Below are 15619 nucleotides of genomic sequence, written 5' to 3' on the forward strand. Positions count from 1 at the left end.
GGCTGATCGAATGGCGCGCCGGATCCGTGGTTGAGAGGCGCGACTTCTTCATTTCGGATCCCGACACCACCAACAACCGGATGGCGCTGGCTGGGGCGCTCTCGGCGCTCGACCTGCTCGGAGCGATGGACGTGCGGCCGCGGGCGCTCTTCGTGTCCGACTCGGAGTATCTGGTGAAGGGCATCCGCGAGTGGGCGCCCGGTTGGGCGGCGCGCGGCTGGCGGCGGAAGGGCGGCGCGATCGAGAATCTGGCGCTCTGGCAAGAGCTGGCTGCAGCGGCCGCGCGGCATGACGTGCAGTGGACCTGGGTGCGCGGCCACACGGGTCATCCCAAGAACGAGTATGCCAACGATCTCGCGGTGGATGCGGCGCGGCGGGGTGCGGCGAGCGGCGGGGCGGTGGCGTCGGGGTTCGCGGCGTGGCTCGCGCGGGAGCGGGAGCGCGGGCGGTACGTGGGGTACGATGCGGACGGGGCGTTTGCGGAGATAGAAGCGAGACTGGCGTCGGGCGAGCGGTGGCGGCTGGCGGAGCGGCGCTGAGCGCGCGCTTTTTCGAGCTTGCGGCTGACGTCTAGACGTCTATATTCGCGTGGTCTCCGCCCGAGCCGCCGCGATGACATCCAAGTACCGCCCGGGACAAGTTCGCGACGCGATCGTCGCCGCCCTCGCGCAGCGACCGACTGGCGCGTCGGTGCAAGAGATCGAATCTGCCATTCACCGGCGACTCGGACCGGTTCCCGCTTCATCCATTCGGTCGTATCTAAGGCTCAATACCCCCGAAGTGTTCCATCGAGCCGGTCGGGCCCAATACGTCCTGAAGGAGCATGCGATCGCGCTGAAGGAGCATGCGATCGCGCCGTACACACTCGATCTCGATTCATACCAGGACGCCCACACCTCGTTTGAGCACGGCCGAGCGACGCTCATCCGCGGCGACTGCCTCGCGTGGCTCGAGCAGCGAGAGGCGCACAGCGTTCACGCAGTCGTGACCGATCCGCCGTATGGACTCGTCGAGTATTCGTCGAAGGAGCAGGCGAAGCTGCGGGCCGGCAAAGGCGGGATCTGGCGTATCCCGCCGTCGTTCGATGGCACTAAGCGCTCCCCCCTGCCCCGATTCACCGTGCTTACGCCCGACGATTTGGCACTGCTAGCCGAGTTCTTCTATGCGTGGGCGCGGCTGCTGTCTCCGGCGCTGGTACCCGGAGCCAACGTGGTCGTTGCGAGCAATCCGCTGGTCTCGTATGTGGTCGCCGCGGCGCTCACGCGTGCCGGCCTGGAGCGCCGCGGTGAGATCGTGCGGCTGGTGATGACGATGCGTGGCGGCGACCGGCCCAAGGCGGCGCACGAGCAGTTCAGCGGCGTAAGCGTCATGCCGCGTTCGATGTGGGAGCCCTGGCTGCTCTTCCGGAAGCCCGTGCAGGGTCGGGTGCAAGACAATCTGCGGGCATGGAAGACAGGTGGATTCCGCCGCCCTTCCAAGGACCGGCCTTTCGGCGATGTGATCCGATCCGCTCCAACGCGCAAGGCGGAACGGGCCTTGGCCCCGCACCCAAGCCTCAAGCCGCAGGCATTCTTGCGTCCATTGGTGCGCGGCGTGCTGCCCCTTGCGGAAGGCGTAGTGCTTGACCCATTCGCGGGGTCCGGGTCGACGCTGGCCGCAGCGGAGGCCGTGGGTTACGAAAGTATTGGGATCGAGAAAGACCCGGTGTACTACGAGGCGGCTCGCCGGGGGATACCGAAGCTGGTGGCGCTTTGACGCGGTGGATCTACGCACGGTAGATCCAATTCCTGCGCAGGATCTCCATTCCCTCGCGATGCAATGTTGCAGTCCGGGTCCCCAGCTCGCCACGGGCATTCTTCCGAAAGTCGGCGACAGACACACGCCCGAGGTAAAGCTCGGTGAAGGCCATCGGGGCGCGAGCCCGCGCGGGCTCCGTGTTCGTATCGACCGCGTACACGAACACGCACATCCATTGATCCCTTGCACCGTGCGTGTCAACCTGGCCGCCGGACTTCCGCGTGGTCTTGACTTCTATGCCTTCGGTTCCGGCTTTCACGCGGTTGTCCGCATGCACGCCGTTGACGATCAGGTCAGGATGACCGTTGAAGTATCGGTTCTCGGTGAGCACCCGCGAATGCTTGGCGAGACTCGCCGTGAGCATGTCAGACAGCAGCGGCGTGCAGGGAGACAAGCTGAATCGTGGCGGTGACAGGACGATACCGGCGGCATTTGCGGCTGTCCACCCGGCGCCCTCCGCTTGACTCCCGGCGACGCCATCTCTAACCTGCCCTGACCCGCACCAGCGAACCACCTTTCCCGAGGGCGAGTGACCGACCTCGAGCGCTTCTTCCGGCACCTCGTGGCCACGCTGGCCGCGGCCGATCCAGCGCGGCTCGAGGCCCCGCTCTCGATCGCTGAGCTGCAGCAGAGTATCCTGCCATACCGGACTCATCGCCGCGCGCTCGGCGTCGCAAGCAGCGAAGACTACGAGGTGCTCGTGCTCCGGCTTTCCGCCGGTGAAGGGGGGTTTGCGCGCACCGAACCCGCGGAGATCCAGGCGCGCTTCAAGCTCGAGTTGACCGGCTCCAATCCCGACCTCGCGCTGCTCGAGCGGCATGGCGACGCGCTCGTATCGCTCTCCGTTGCGGCGATTCGCGGCGCGCTCTCGGCGGACCCGCACGCGGCGTACGCGCCGCCCGCACCGGTGCAGGAGCGCACGCATGCACCGGCGCACGCGCACGCTCCCCCGGTACACATCCCATCGCCCGTCGATCCCGGCCTCGAGGACGAGCGGGAGCCGGAGCTCGACATCGCCGAGCCGCTGCCGCTTGACGCCGTGCTGACCCCGGCCGCCGCGGCTCCGGCTCCGGAAACCCCGGACTCAGACGCCCCGATGTGTCTCTACTGCGGCGCCACCCTCCCGGGCGGACGTCAGGTAAATTTCTGTCCCCAGTGCGGGCAGAATCAGGCCGGCCTGCACTGCCCGTCGTGCCAGGGCGAGATCGAGCTCGGCTGGCGGCATTGCATCGTCTGCGGCGCGGCCGTGGGTGAAGGAGGGACGTCGAAATGAGCAGCATCCAATGACCAGCACCGGCGACGGTGCGCGACAGGTCGTCTTCCTCTCCGGCGTACGCACCGGATTCGGCGCGTTCGGCGGCGCGCTCCGCGACCTTACCGCCACCGACCTGGGCGCCGCCGCGGCGCGTGCGGCGATCGCCCGCTCCGGGCTCGGGGCCGAAGATGTAGACCACGTCGTGCTCGGCAACGTGCAACAGACTTCGGCGGACGCCTCCTACCTCGCGCGGCATGTGGGAATCCGGGCCGGGGTGCCGATCGAGCGCCCCGCCATCACCCTCAACCGCCTCTGCGGCTCCGGGTTCGAAGCCGTGATCGAGGGCGCGCGGCAGATTCTGCTCGGCGAGTCATCGGTGGTGCTCGCGGGCGGCACCGAGTCGATGAGCCAGGCGCCGCACGTGCTGCGCGGCGCGCGCTGGGGACTCAAGCTCGGCGCCGCCGGCGCGCTCGAGGACTCGCTCTGGGCGGGGCTCACCGACGCCGGTTGCGGTCTTCCAATGGGCGAAACCGCCGAGCGGCTGGCCGACTGCTACGGTATCACGCGCGCCGATGCCGACGCATACGCGCTCCGGAGCCAGCAGGCCGCGCACGCCGCGTGGGAAGGCGGCATGTTCGCCGGCGAGGTGACGGCCGTGCCCGTGCCCCACCCGAAGAGCCGCCGCGCCGAGGACTGGGCCGCCGACGAACACATGCGCCCCAATACGACCGCGGAGGCGCTCGCGCGGCTGGCGCCGGTCTTCCGCAAGGACGGCGTGGTGACGGCGGGCAACGCCTCCGGCATCGCGGACGGCGCGGCCGCGCTCGTGCTGGCCGACCGGGCCGCCGCCGAGGAGCGCGGCCTGGCAGCGCTCGGCCGGCTCGTCGCGTGGGCGGTGGTAGGCGTCGATCCCACAATCATGGGCATCGGACCCGCGCCCGCCGCGCGAGAGGCGCTCGCGCGCGCGGGCCTCACGCTCAATGCGATGGACCTGATCGAAGTGAACGAGGCGTTCGCCGCCCAGTACCTGGCCGTCGAGCGCGAGCTCGGTCTGCCTCGCGAGCGCACCAACGTCGACGGCGGCGCGATCGCCCTCGGCCATCCCCTCGGCGCGAGCGGCGCCCGTATCACCGCGCACCTGCTGCACGCGCTTCGGCGCCGCGGCGGGCGCTACGGCCTGGGCAGCGCCTGCATCGGCGGCGGCCAGGGCGTCGCGATCGTGGTCGAAGCCCTGTAGCACGCACCTGGAGGTTTCGTGGATCTTCTCGGCATCGGTATCGCAGTCGCGGTGGGCTATGTGTTTCTGAGCCTTCGCGTCATCCGGCAGTACGAGCGCAGCGTCGTCTTCTTCCTCGGCCGCGTCTGGGGCACGAAGGGGCCGGGGATGGTATTTCTCCCCGCCGGCTTTGTGCAGCAGAAGCGGATTTCGCTTCGGGTCATGGCGCTGGACATCCCGCCGCAGGACGTGATCACCCGCGACAACGTCTCCGTCAAGGTGACCGCCGTCCTTTACATGAAGGTCGCCGAGCCAGCCAAGGCGGTGATCGAGATCGAGGACTATCTCTACGCCACGAGCCAGTTGGCGCAGACGACGCTTCGCTCGGTCCTGGGCGAGGTGGAGCTGGACGAGCTCTTGAGCGACCGCGAGAAGATCAACGCCGTACTCAAGCGGATCATCGACACCCGCACTGAGGCATGGGGCATCGAGGCGTCCGCGGTCGAGGTGAAGGACGTAGACCTCCCCGACCAGATGAAGCGCGCGATGGCGCGACAGGCGGAAGCGGAGCGCGAGCGCCGGGCCAAGGTGATCGCCGCGCAGGGCGAGCTGCAAGCGTCCCAGACCCTCGCCGAGGCCGCGCGCACGCTGGGCGCCGAGCCAAACGCGATCCAGTTGCGCTATCTCCAGACGGTCACCGAGATCGCGACCGAGAACAATTCCACCACACTCTTCCCCATTCCGATCGAAATGTTTCGGCCGTTCATCAACGCCGCTGCCTCGGCCGCGGGCACCGGGCACCCATCGGCCGCGCAAACTCCGATGCCGGCGCCGCTGCCGCAGATCTCCGCACCCGGCGCAAGCGCGCCCGGCGCAAGCGACCTTCCGCCCGAAATCCAGAAGGTCCTCGGCCATGCGGCAACCGAGCCTGGCGGCATGCCGTCGGACCAGATCAACGACATCATCCAGCAGCTCAGGGTCGATGCGGCCAAGCGGTCGGGCCAGGGGCAGGATGGGTGAGGAGCCACCCGGCCGGCTCGACCGGGCGGCGCTCGAGCGGATCATCCGCCGGGCCGCCGAGCTGCAGACGAGCGGACGGGAGATCGGCGAGAGCCTGACGCCGGATGAAGTGATGGCGCTGGGCCGCGACGTGGGCATTCCGCGCCGCTACCTGCAACAGGCGCTGCTCGAGGAGAACGCGCGGCTGCCGGACCAGCCGGAGGCCGATGCGTGGACCAGGCTCGCGGGCCCCGGCGTCGTGCGGACCCACCGCGTGGTGCGCGGTGACCAGGCAGCGCTCGAGCAGACGCTGCTCCGCTGGATGGAACAGCAGGAGCTGTTCTGCGTGCAGCGGCAGCAGCCCGGGTGGATCACCTGGGAGCCGATCGGCGGTTTCCAAGCGGCCATCCGGCGGTCCACCGGCGCGATCGGCGGGCGGCGGCCGCTCATGCTCTCGAAGGCGAGCACGGTGAGCGCGACGTTCACCCCGCTCGAGGACGACTACCAGCACGTGGCGCTCGAGGCCGACGTGCGCCCGGTGCGCACCGCGCATCTGGGCGGCGCCGCCACCGCGGTGGGGGCGGGCGCGGCGGCGAGTGCCACGCTCGTCGCGCTGAGCGCACTGCTGCCCGTGGCATTGGTGCCGCTCCCGATCGGCGTGGCGATCGGCTGGTCGGCGGTCCGACAGTACCGGCCGGTGCCGCGGCGAGTGCTGCTCGGACTCGAGCGCGCGCTCGACCAGCTCGAGCAGGGTGGCGTGAAGCCGAGCCACCGCATTCCCCCGCGCACGGCGGGGATCATCGAGCTTCTGGCGGACGAGATCCGGCGATCGCTCAGTCGATGACGTTCTGACGGAAGGCGGCGCGCATGGCGGCTGACGCGGTCGGCGTGAAGCGGGTCGGCGTGCTCGGCTCCGGGCTCATGGGGAGCGGCATCGGTCAGGCGAGCGCGGCGGCGGGATATCCGACCGTCGTGCGCGACGTAGTGCCGGCCGCGCTCGAGCGCGGCCGCGCGGCCATCGCATCCTCGCTCACGAAGCTCTCGGAGAAGGGAAAGCTCCCGCCCGCCGGCCGGGACGCCGCGCTTGCCCGCCTTACGTTCACCACCGATCTCGCGGCACTCGCCGACTGCGACCTCGTCATCGAAGCCGTCACCGAAGACCTCGAGCTCAAGCGGGCGCTCCTCGCCGAGCTCGACCCGCGCTGCCCGCCCGCGACGATCTTCGCCTCCAACACGTCGAGCCTCACGATCGGCGCGCTCGCGGCCGGCACCTCGCGCCCTGACCGCTTCCTCGGGCTGCACTTCTTCAATCCGGTGCCGATCATGCCGCTCGTGGAGGTGGTCCGCGCCATCACCACGAGCGCGGAAACGTTCGAGCGCGGCATGGCGTTCGTGCGGAGCCTGGGCAAGGAGCCCGTCGCGGCGCGGGACACATCCGGTTTCCTGGTGAATCTGCTGCTCGTGCCCTATCTGCTCGACGCGGTGCGCGCGCTCGAGCGCCGCGTCGGCAGCGTCGCCGATCTCGATCTCGCCATGCGGCTCGGCGCCGGACACCCGATGGGACCGTTCACGCTCCTCGACTTCGTCGGCATCGATACCACGGTGCGCATCGCCGAAATCATGTTCGACGAATACAGAGAGACCCGCTACGCCGCGCCCCCGCTGCTCCGCCGCATGGCCCTGGCGGGCCTTCACGGCCGGAAGACGGGCCGCGGCTTCTACGATTACACCTCCGACCCGCCGGTGCCCGTCCCCTTCGACTGAGTGCCCGGAACGGTGTTACCGTTCACGGGTCGCGCAGGTCCCGCGGCACACGTCATCGCCCTCTTTTCCGGAGACCCGATGCTCGGCTACGACTGGCCCCGCGTGCACGGCATGCTCACCGCGCTCCCGGTCGCCCTGCTCTCGCTCGCGGTGGCACTGGAGCTCGCGGCGATCGTCTTGAAGCGCGAGCGGTTGCACGGCACCAGTCTGCTCATCCTCGTGCTCGGTGCCATCGGTGCCGGGGTGACCGTGCTCGCCGGGCTCGAAGCGGAGGACCACATAGACCACGGGCCGGCCATCCACGAAATCATGGAAGAGCACAAGGAGCTCGCGCTCATCACGCTCGGCATCTTTGCGGTGCTGCTGATCTGGCGCCTGATCCGCGAGCGGCGCATGGGAATGGCGGAGCGGTATGCCGCGCTCTTTCTCGGCTTCGTCGGCTTCGGCTTTCTCGCGGCGACAGGTCACCACGGCGGCGAGCTCGTCTTCGAGCACGCGGCCGGCGTGCCCAACGCGATGCTCAGGGCCGAGCTCGGCAACCGGGCCGAGGGGCACCATCACCACGGCGAGGACGCCGAGGGCGCCGACCACATTCACGCAGCCGAGGGCGACTCGGCACACGAGCGCGGGGCGCCGGGCACCCCGGCAGCCGACTCCGCCGCCTTGGAGCCGCCCGGACACGAGCATCCGCCGGGCACCCCGCCGCACGAGCACTGACGCGATGCGCGGGCACCGGCGCACGGCCACGCGACGAGCCGTTGCCGGCGTGCTCGGCGGCGCTCTTGCGGCCGCGTGCGTGATGTCCACCGCTCGTCCCGACATCACGCCGCTCCCCGAGGCGGTCCATGCGAGCGTTGACCTCCCAGTCCGCGACGCGACACAGCGACTCGCCGAAGGACTGCGGAGCGACTCGATTCCGGTCACGAAGATCGAGCCGCGCGACGGCTACCTCGAGACGCCATGGTTCGACGCCGAATCCGGCACGCCGACCGACCGCTCGCCGCTCGGCCCGGATGTGGTGAAGGTGCGCGCGTTCATCGATCCGGCGCGCGTGGGCCAGAGCGACCTGGACGTGGAAACGGTATTCCGGGGAGTTTCAAATCCGGCGGTGCCGAGCCGGGAGCTCGAGCAGATCGTGCCGTCGGACCACGTGGTGGTGAAGCGGGTACAGGCGGCGCTCGACGAGCTGGTCCGCCGCTACGGTGAGCCGGCGCCCGCTGCCGCCGTTGCTCCGGCGACCGGGGACACCACTCGGCCCGACTCGGTCCGCGTGGATTCGTTCCAGATCGCTCCGCCCGCCGCCGATTCCATCCGAGCCGATTCGAGCCGGATCAGACCACGTAGGCCCTGACCCACTCCTCCAGCCGGCCGAGGTCGAGCCCCGCATCCTTGCAGGGTCCCCAGGGCAGCGTCATCGTGAGCCCGAGCACCGGAACCTTGCCGGCGACGTCGTGCAGGCCGCTCACCATGTCGCGCTCGCATGCCACCGCCACCACCGCGCGCGGGCGGCGCTCGCGGATCACTCGGCGCGCGAGCTGGCCGCGGGTCGCCACGAACACCGGAACGCCGTACTTGCCGGCGATGCCGAGCACGCCGTCGAGCGTTTCCTTGGAGAGGCAGCGGGGGATGAGGAGGAGCAGCTCGCCGGTGCCGACCTTGCGGGATCGGGTGAGCGCCAGCGCGTTGTAAACCTTGACCGCCGCGTTCTCCACCCAGTCGCGCCGGCCGAAGCGATTGGCCACGCGCGACGTGAGGCGCATGAGACGGAGGAAGAGCCCCCGCTCGGCGAGCCGCTCCGGCAGGATGGCCTTGCCCCTCGCGAAGGCGATCGCAAGCAACGCCCACCAGAGGATGAGCAGCGCGCCGGCCGCCGCCCATGCAGCCCAGAGCACACGCGGGATGAGGCGATGGACGAGGGCGAGCCGGGGCCCGAGCAGATAGAGGGCGAAGGCGGAGAGAAGGCCGGCCACAGCGAGCGCCGCCGCCGACCAGGCGAAGAAGAGCACCGGCGCGGAATCGTAATTTCCGCGGTTGGGCAGCGGGGCGCCGTCCCACTCGTCCCACTCGTGCCCGAGCCGCCGGTCGACATCGATGTGGATGAGCTGCGCCCGCTGTGCGTCGGCCATGGCAAGAGATATTCTCACGGGTCGCCCGGCGCTTGGCAAGGCCGGCGGGCCACGATGCCGCAGGCGCAATGCAGGCGGCCGAGGGCCCGGCCCGGGCGGTTTAGCTTTCCGCGATGCGGCGCACTCCTCCTGTCCGAGGCCCCTTCCGAACCGACCGCCGGGCGCGGGCCGCGTACGCGGAGGGCGCCGGCATCTATCGCATCGTGCCGCGCGCCGTCTGCCTTCCCGCCGACATCGATGATCTCGTCTCGCTCGTGCGCTGGGCGGCCGACAAGCGGGTGCCGCTCGTGCCGCGCGGCGCGGGCAGCGGCATGCCGGGTGGCAACGTGGGCGACGGCATCGTGGTCGACGTTACTGGGATGGCGGGGCCGGCGCTCCGCGTGGACGCCGCCGCACGGCGCGCCGTGATGCGCGCCGGCGAATCGCTCGGTGCGCTCGAGGCCGCCGCCGCGCCGCTCGGCCTGCGCCTGCCACCGGACCCGTCGAGCTGGCGCTGGGCCACCGCGGGCGGTGTCGTGTCGACCAACGCCGCCGGCGCGCGGTCGGTGCGCTACGGCAGCATGCGTGCGTGGGTGGAGAGCGTCGAGCTCGTCACCGCCGACGGTGACATTGCGTCGCTCCGGCGCCGCGGCGAAACTCGGTCCGGGCCCGCGGCGCTCGCGCGCTTCGAGCACGACGCGGCGCCCGCCATCCGCGCCGCGGCACCGCTCATCTCGAGCCGCTTTCCCCGCGTTCGGAAGAACTCCTCCGGCTACGCGCTCGACGCCTGGCTTCGAAGCGGCGACGCGCTCGACCTCGTGGTGGGCGCCGAGGGTACCCTCGGCATCATCGCCGCGGTCGAATGGCGGCTCGATCCGGTGCCGCCCCATCGCGCAGGGCTCCGCGTGATCCTGGCGGAATACGCGGCGCTCCCCGAGGTGGTGGCCCGACTCCTCGCACTCGAGCCTTCGGCCATCGAGCTGCTCGACCGGACGTTTCTCGAGCTGGTGGCCGCCCCCGGCACCGACGCGTTCACCGGGAATCGCGGCGCCGAGGCCGTGCTGCTGGTCGAATTCGAGAATGAGGACGCGGCACGCCTCCGCGAGACCGTCGGGAGGGCGGTGGCGGCGGCGCGCCCGCTCGCCTTCGGTGTGGACGCGGCGCTCTCGCCCGCGGGCGCCGAGCGCCTCTGGCAACTCCGCCACGCGGCGAGCCCCATCCTCGCGAGTCTCCCGCCCGATCGCCGCTCGCTCCAGGTGATCGAGGATGCCTGCGTGCCGGTGCCCAAGCTTGGCGAGTACGTCGCTGCGGTGCGGCGCGCGGCGGAGGCGCGCGGGCTCCAGGTCGTCGTCTTCGGCCACGCGGGCGACGGCAACGTCCACGTCAACGTGCTGCCCGAGCTGGCACGGAGCGGTTGGGAGCAGGCGATCGCCGGTCTGCTCGACGAGGTGAGCGACGCAGTCGTGCGCATGGGCGGCGTACCCTCGGGCGAGCACGGCACCGGTCGCCTTCGCGCGAGCCTCCTCGAGCGGATCTACGGCGAGGAGATCGTCGCGCTCTTCCGCCGGGTAAAGGCGAGCTTCGATCCCCTGGGAATCCTGAATCCCGGCGTTATCCTTCCGTCCGGCGAGCCGCCGATCGGCCGGCTCAAGGCGGGGAGCTCGGCGGCGGCGCTGCCGGCGGACATCGCCGGCGCGCTGCGCGAGATCGAGCAGCATGCGGGCTACGCAACACCCCGGCTTCCACTCGCGGATCGCCGCCGTCGCCGGTAAACTCAGCAGTCCAACCCGAGACACGCCCATGGAAATCTTCCGCGAGCCCCGCGTCACCCTCGTCGCGCGCCCCGAGTTCATCGAGCCCGCGCACCTCGCGGTCGAATGGAGGGGCGCGGCTTCGGGCGGCGAGCGTCTCGCCGAGTTCGCCGGACGGCTCTGCTACATGAGCCAGCACAACCCGGCCGGCCGCACCACGGCCGAGTACCTGGAGAACATCCTGAAGCAGGGGCACGGCTCGGTCTTCGAGCACGCCGTGTACGTCCTTCTGATCGAAGGGATTTCGCGCTCGTGCAGCCACGAGCTGGTCCGGCACCGCGCTGGCTTCGGCTACTCTCAGCTCTCACAACGGTACGTCGACGAGTCTCAGGCCGCGTTCGTGATGCCGCCGGCGGTTCAAGGTGACGCCGCGCTCGAGGCGGCGTGGACGGAGCAGGTGACTTCGGCGCAGGCGGCCTACGTGACTGCCGTGGCCGACCTCATGGCGCGCTACGCGTCGGAGAGCGACCGCGTGCACCGCAGGAAGATGGCGCGCGAGGCCGCGCGGAGCGTGCTGCCCAACGCGACCGAGACGAAGATCGTCGCGAGCGCCAACGTCCGCGCCTGGCGCACCATGCTCGAACTGCGACTCGCGGAAGGCGCGGAGCTCGAGATCCGCCGCATGGCGGTGGCCTGTCTCAACGTGCTCGCGGCGGAAGCGCCCGCGCTCTTCCGTGATTTCGAGATCTACCGCGCCGCGGACGGCGCAGACGCCGGCCGAGTCGCCTATCACAAGGTGTGAGCGAGAAAAAAGTCGCGACCAATCCTGAAAAAACTATTGTGCGTCGCTCCGGCAGTTCTTAGTTTATTGGTGTGAGGTAACTCAACCCGACTCGGCTCGTCTCGTGCGGACGGCCTTTTTTGTAGAGGGTGCCTCTGCCAGTTCGAATCGGACTCGCCTTCAACGTCAAGCCAAAGGCTCCGGCCACCACCGCCGGGGCGACCGCCGAGTCTCCCGCATCACACGAGCCCATCAGCCGGGCGCTCCGCTCCGATCTCCAGCAGCCCGACCTCTACATCGAGTGGGACGAGCCCGCTACGATCGACGCGGTCGAGCGCGCGCTCGCCACGGTGGGCGACGTGATCCGCCTCGAGGCCGATCAGGATTTTCCGCAGCGGCTGCTCGACTATCGTCCGGATTTCGTCTTCAACATCGCCGAAGGCCTCGTGGGTCAGAACCGCGAGAGCCACGTCCCGGCCATCTGCGAGTTCCTCGGCGTGCCGTGCCACGCGTCTGACCCGCTCGCCCTGGCACTCGCGCTTCACAAGGGCCGCGCCAAGGAAATCTTCGAGCAGCACGGCGTGCCCACCGCGCCCTTCCGCCTCGCCCGCAGCGTGGCCGACGCGCGGAGCACGCGGCTCCCGTTTCCGCTCTTCGTGAAGCCGGCGTTCGAGGGCTCCGGCAAGGGCGTCAGCGTGCGAAGCCTCTGCCGTGATCGCGCCGAGTTGGTGGCGCAGGTGGGCGCGTTGCTCGAGACGTACCGCGAGCCGGTGCTCATCGAGACCTACCTGCCCGGCCGCGAGTTCACCGTTGCCATTCTCGGCAACGGTGAGGAGGCGCGCTGCCTCCCGATCGTGGGCATGTGCTTCGACAGTCTGCCGGCCGGCGCGCCGCCCATCTACGGCTATGAGGCCAAGTGGGTGTGGGACACGCCGGAGCGGCCGCTCGCCATCTTCGAGTGCCCCGCGCAGGTCCCCGAGGCGCTCGCCGCAGAGTTGAGATCCGTGGCGCTCGCCGCGTACGCCGCGCTCGACTGCCGCGACTGGTGCCGCGTCGATCTCCGCTGCGATGTCGCGGGCCGGCCGATGGTGGTCGAGCTGAATCCGCTCCCCGGCGTCCTCCCCGACCCGCGGGAGAACTCCTGCTTCCCCAAGGCCGCCGCCGCGGCCGGGATGTCATATGAGGAGCTGATCTGCACCGTGGCGGACATCGCCTGGCGCCGGATCAGTGGCCGTTCGCTCCTGGCGGAGGTTGCCTCGTGAGAGCCGCGGTCATCTACGACGCGGGCAGCGAGGACTGGTCGCCGCAGGACGTGGCCGCGGTGCTGAGCAACGTGCACGAAGTCCGCGCCTCGCTCCGGCGGCGGGACGTCGAGGTGGGCCTTGTGCCGGTGCGGCTCGGCGGGTTCCACTGGCTCTCGCGCGCCCGCCGGGCCGATGTGATCGTGAACCTCTGCGAGGGCATCAACGGGCACGCGCGGTTCGAGGACTACGTCGTCAACACCCTCGAGCTTACCGGGCTGCCGTTCACCGGCTGCCGCGCGTGGCCGGTGAGCGTGTGCCACCGGAAGCACGTGGCCAACACGCTGCTCGCCAACGCCGGCGTGCCGGTGCCCGCGTTCGTGCTGGCGCAGGGCGCCAATCGCATCCCGGCCGACTTCCCCCTGCCCGCCATCGTGAAGCCCGCGGCCGAAGATGCGAGCGTCGGCATCGACGCGAGCGCCGTCTGCACCAGCCGCAAGGCGCTGCGCAAGCGGGTGGCGCAGATGACGGAGCAGTTCGACGAGGTATTGGTCCAGGCGTACGTGGCGGGCCGCGAATTCAACGCCGGATTCATCGGCAAGCAGGCGCTGCCGCTCGCCGAGATCCGGTTCGACGCCATGCCGGCGGGGAGCTGGCCGATCGTCACCTATGCCGCCAAGTGGTCCAGCGGCAGCCTCGACGATCTCGGCACCATGCCCGTCTGCCCGGCTGAGGTGCCCGCCGAGCTCGGCCGCCGGATCGTGCAGACGGCGTGGCGCGCGTGGGAGCTCCTCTGCGATGCGCAGGGTTACGGACGGGTGGACCTCCGGCTCAGCGCCGACGGCGAGCCGTATGTGCTCGAGGTGAATCCCTGCCCCGACCTTTCGAGCGGCGCCGGGCTCGCCCGCATGGCCCACGCCGCCGGCTGGACCTACGACGACCTGGTGCACGCGATCGTGGACGAAGCGCTCGAGCGTTCCCGGAGCGCGCGCTTTGCCGCGGCGCTTGCGAGTGGGGTGCCCGCCGCCTGATACACACCCTGGCTGCCGCTCCGCCCCGGCTTCGTGGCCTCACGGCCGCCGATCGCGACCGCGTGGCCGCGATCACTCGCGCGGTTCGCCTCTTCCGCGAGGACGAAGTGCCGGTGGCCCTCGAGGTCTTCGACGGCGCGGTCGCGGGATCTCCGGACTATCTCGCCTTCGGTGCCGATGTGAGCGACACGCTCGCCGGCTGGATCTGCTGGGGGCCCACGCCCTGCACCCTCGGCACCTACGATCTCTACTGGATGGCGGTGGATCCGCCCTGGCAGCGCGCCGGCATCGGCAGCGCGCTTCTGGGTGAGATGGAGCGGCGGCTCCGGGGCCATGCACGGCTGGTCGTGGTCGAGACCGCCGGCCGCGCGGATTACGGCCCCACCCGGCGCTTTTACGAATCCCGCGGCTACGCACGCGCGGGGCGGATTCCGGAGTTCTATGCCCCGGGCGACGATCTCGTCGTCTACACCAAGGTTCTCACGAACGGGTGACGTCAATGGAGAGCTGGCAAGAGGTCCTGCGAAAGAACTCGATACACTCGCTCGACGCGCTCGCGGAGCGGTTCGGGCCCGAGCACTTTCCCGAGCTGGATCGGCTGCGTCAGGCCGCCGAGAACTTCGAGTTCCGGATTTCGCCGGCGATGCTGGAGCTCATCCAGTCGCCCGACGACCCGATCTGGCGGCAGTACGTGCCCACGGTCGAGGAGCTCGAGGTGGTGGACGGCATCGTCGATTCGCTGAGCGAAGATCGCGACAGCCCGGTGCCCAACATCACGCACCGCTACCCCGACCGCGCGCTCTTTCTCGTCTCCCCCGTCTGCGCCAGCTATTGCCGCTTCTGCACCCGCCGGCGCAAGGTGGGCGATCCGCAGAAGATCCCGATGTCGCAGTTCGAGAGCGCCTTCCGATATCTCGAGGAGCACAGCGAGATCCGCGACGTGATCATGAGCGGTGGCGACCCGCTCCTGCTCAACGACCGGCGGCTCGAGGCCATCCTCACCCGGCTCCGGGCCATCCCACACATTGAGATCATCCGGATCGGGAGCCGCGTTCCCTGCCATCTTCCCGAGCGGATCACGCCGGAGCTCTGCGCCATGCTGCGGCGGTTCCATCCGCTCTTCATCAACACGCACTTCAACCACCCCGACGAGCTGACACCCGCGGCCGTGCACGGGCTTGGCATGCTGGCGGACGCCGGCATTCCACTCGGCTGCCAGACGGTGCTGCTCCGCGGCGTCAACGACGATCCGCTCGTCATGCGGCGCCTCATGCAGCGGCTGCTCATGGCGCGGGTGCGGCCCTACTACATCTACCAGGCCGACCAGGTGGCCGGCGCCGAGCATTTCCGGGTGCCGATCGAGCGTGGCCTCGAGATTATGCAGGCCCTCCGCGGCTGGACCAGCGGCCTCGCGGTGCCGTACTACGTGATCGACGCGCCCGGCGGTGGCGGCAAGATCCCGCTGCTGCCGGAGTACGTCGAGCGGATCACCGAGGACGAGGTGGTGCTGCGCAACTTCCAGGGCAGGCGCTTCGTCTACAAGCAACCGCAGGAGCCGGTCGAGGTGGGCGCGGACCCGGAGTTCTTCGTGCCGCCCAAGTTTTCGCTTGAGGCGCCGCGTCGCAAGCGACAGTCGAAGATTCGGCGGAAGTCGGCGTAGCGCCGGCCCGATACCCCCG

General features: G+C 70.1%; 17 protein-coding genes. 15 read left to right on the forward strand and 2 right to left on the reverse strand.

Annotation, left to right across the window (positions count from 1 at the left end):
* A partial coding sequence (locus VFW66_10615; GenBank protein ID HEX5387144.1) for a ribonuclease H occupies window positions 1-539 on the forward strand: 539 nt, incomplete at its 5' end.
* Window positions 540-588: 49 nt separating this feature from the next.
* Complete coding sequence (locus tag VFW66_10620; GenBank protein ID HEX5387145.1) at window positions 589-1755, forward strand: DNA methyltransferase; 1167 nt, start codon at window positions 589-591, stop codon at window positions 1753-1755.
* Window positions 1756-1765: 10 nt separating this feature from the next.
* Here VFW66_10620 and VFW66_10625 read toward each other — a convergent pair whose 3' ends face one another.
* Window positions 1766-2128, reverse strand: coding sequence for a hypothetical protein (locus VFW66_10625; protein HEX5387146.1), 363 nt, complete (start codon window positions 2126-2128; stop codon window positions 1766-1768).
* A gap of 198 nt (window positions 2129-2326) precedes the next feature.
* Between VFW66_10625 and VFW66_10630 the strand changes: the two genes are divergently transcribed.
* From VFW66_10630 to VFW66_10660, 7 genes are all read left to right on the forward strand, one after another.
* Entirely contained in the window at window positions 2327-3070 is a 744-nt protein-coding gene (locus VFW66_10630; GenBank protein ID HEX5387147.1) for a zinc ribbon domain-containing protein, read from the forward strand.
* A gap of 10 nt (window positions 3071-3080) precedes the next feature.
* Window positions 3081-4289: an acetyl-CoA C-acyltransferase gene (locus VFW66_10635; GenBank protein HEX5387148.1), complete on the forward strand. Its 1209-nt coding sequence runs from the start codon at window positions 3081-3083 to the stop codon at window positions 4287-4289.
* Window positions 4290-4307: 18 nt separating this feature from the next.
* A complete protein-coding gene (locus VFW66_10640) occupies window positions 4308-5288 on the forward strand; it encodes a slipin family protein (protein ID HEX5387149.1) in 981 nt (326 codons plus the stop codon).
* Window positions 5281-6111: a hypothetical protein gene (locus VFW66_10645; GenBank protein HEX5387150.1), complete on the forward strand. Its 831-nt coding sequence runs from the start codon at window positions 5281-5283 to the stop codon at window positions 6109-6111. The genes VFW66_10640 and VFW66_10645 overlap by 8 nt, the downstream gene beginning before the upstream one ends.
* 23 nt (window positions 6112-6134) lie before the next feature.
* Entirely contained in the window at window positions 6135-7031 is an 897-nt protein-coding gene (locus VFW66_10650) for a 3-hydroxyacyl-CoA dehydrogenase family protein (protein ID HEX5387151.1), read from the forward strand.
* A 78-nt stretch (window positions 7032-7109) separates the two neighbouring features.
* Window positions 7110-7748: a DUF2231 domain-containing protein gene (locus tag VFW66_10655; protein ID HEX5387152.1), complete on the forward strand. Its 639-nt coding sequence runs from the start codon at window positions 7110-7112 to the stop codon at window positions 7746-7748.
* Window positions 7749-7752: 4 nt separating this feature from the next.
* Window positions 7753-8382: a hypothetical protein gene (locus tag VFW66_10660; protein HEX5387153.1), complete on the forward strand. Its 630-nt coding sequence runs from the start codon at window positions 7753-7755 to the stop codon at window positions 8380-8382.
* On the opposite strand, the gene VFW66_10665 is transcribed toward VFW66_10660, so the two are convergent.
* Window positions 8363-9157: a DUF116 domain-containing protein gene (locus tag VFW66_10665; GenBank protein HEX5387154.1), complete on the reverse strand. Its 795-nt coding sequence runs from the start codon at window positions 9155-9157 to the stop codon at window positions 8363-8365. The two genes, VFW66_10660 and VFW66_10665, sit on opposite strands and share 20 nt — an antisense overlap.
* Before the next feature lie 113 nt (window positions 9158-9270).
* Here VFW66_10665 and VFW66_10670 point away from each other — a divergent pair, with 113 nt between their 5' ends.
* The 6 genes from VFW66_10670 (at window position 9271) to VFW66_10695 (ending at window position 15600) form a co-directional block, all read left to right on the forward strand.
* Window positions 9271-10908 carry an FAD-binding oxidoreductase gene (locus VFW66_10670; protein ID HEX5387155.1) on the forward strand — a complete coding sequence of 546 codons (1638 nt, stop codon included), beginning with the start codon at window positions 9271-9273 and terminating at the stop codon, window positions 10906-10908.
* A 28-nt stretch (window positions 10909-10936) separates the two neighbouring features.
* Entirely contained in the window at window positions 10937-11689 is a 753-nt protein-coding gene (gene thyX / locus VFW66_10675) for an FAD-dependent thymidylate synthase (protein ID HEX5387156.1), read from the forward strand.
* 128 nt (window positions 11690-11817) lie between these two features.
* On the forward strand, window positions 11818-12930 hold the full coding sequence (locus tag VFW66_10680) for a hypothetical protein (GenBank protein ID HEX5387157.1): 1113 nt from the start codon (window positions 11818-11820) through the stop codon (window positions 12928-12930).
* Window positions 12927-13940: an ATP-grasp domain-containing protein gene (locus VFW66_10685; GenBank protein ID HEX5387158.1), complete on the forward strand. Its 1014-nt coding sequence runs from the start codon at window positions 12927-12929 to the stop codon at window positions 13938-13940. Before VFW66_10680 ends, VFW66_10685 begins: the two co-directional genes overlap by 4 nt.
* A gap of 62 nt (window positions 13941-14002) precedes the next feature.
* Entirely contained in the window at window positions 14003-14434 is a 432-nt protein-coding gene (locus VFW66_10690; GenBank protein HEX5387159.1) for a GNAT family N-acetyltransferase, read from the forward strand.
* Window positions 14435-14439: 5 nt separating this feature from the next.
* Window positions 14440-15600: a KamA family radical SAM protein gene (locus VFW66_10695; protein HEX5387160.1), complete on the forward strand. Its 1161-nt coding sequence runs from the start codon at window positions 14440-14442 to the stop codon at window positions 15598-15600.
* Window positions 15601-15619: the final 19 nt, after the last annotated feature.

It is taken from the genome of Gemmatimonadales bacterium (genome assembly GCA_036279355.1).
In the GTDB taxonomy this organism is placed as follows: Bacteria; Gemmatimonadota; Gemmatimonadetes; order Gemmatimonadales; family GWC2-71-9; genus DASQPE01.

Coding starts and splice junctions, on each gene's coding strand:
- VFW66_10695 (HEX5387160.1), top strand. CDS start 14,440: ATGGAGAGCTGGCAAGAGGTCCTGCGAAAGAACTCGATACACTCGCTC.
- VFW66_10650 (HEX5387151.1), top strand. CDS start 6,135: ATGGCGGCTGACGCGGTCGGCGTGAAGCGGGTCGGCGTGCTCGGCTCC.
- VFW66_10655 (HEX5387152.1), top strand. CDS start 7,110: ATGCTCGGCTACGACTGGCCCCGCGTGCACGGCATGCTCACCGCGCTC.
- VFW66_10670 (HEX5387155.1), top strand. CDS start 9,271: ATGCGGCGCACTCCTCCTGTCCGAGGCCCCTTCCGAACCGACCGCCGG.
- VFW66_10660 (HEX5387153.1), top strand. CDS start 7,753: ATGCGCGGGCACCGGCGCACGGCCACGCGACGAGCCGTTGCCGGCGTG.
- thyX (HEX5387156.1), top strand. CDS start 10,937: ATGGAAATCTTCCGCGAGCCCCGCGTCACCCTCGTCGCGCGCCCCGAG.
- VFW66_10635 (HEX5387148.1), top strand. CDS start 3,081: ATGACCAGCACCGGCGACGGTGCGCGACAGGTCGTCTTCCTCTCCGGC.
- VFW66_10645 (HEX5387150.1), top strand. CDS start 5,281: ATGGGTGAGGAGCCACCCGGCCGGCTCGACCGGGCGGCGCTCGAGCGG.
- VFW66_10665 (HEX5387154.1), bottom strand. CDS start 9,157: ATGGCCGACGCACAGCGGGCGCAGCTCATCCACATCGATGTCGACCGG.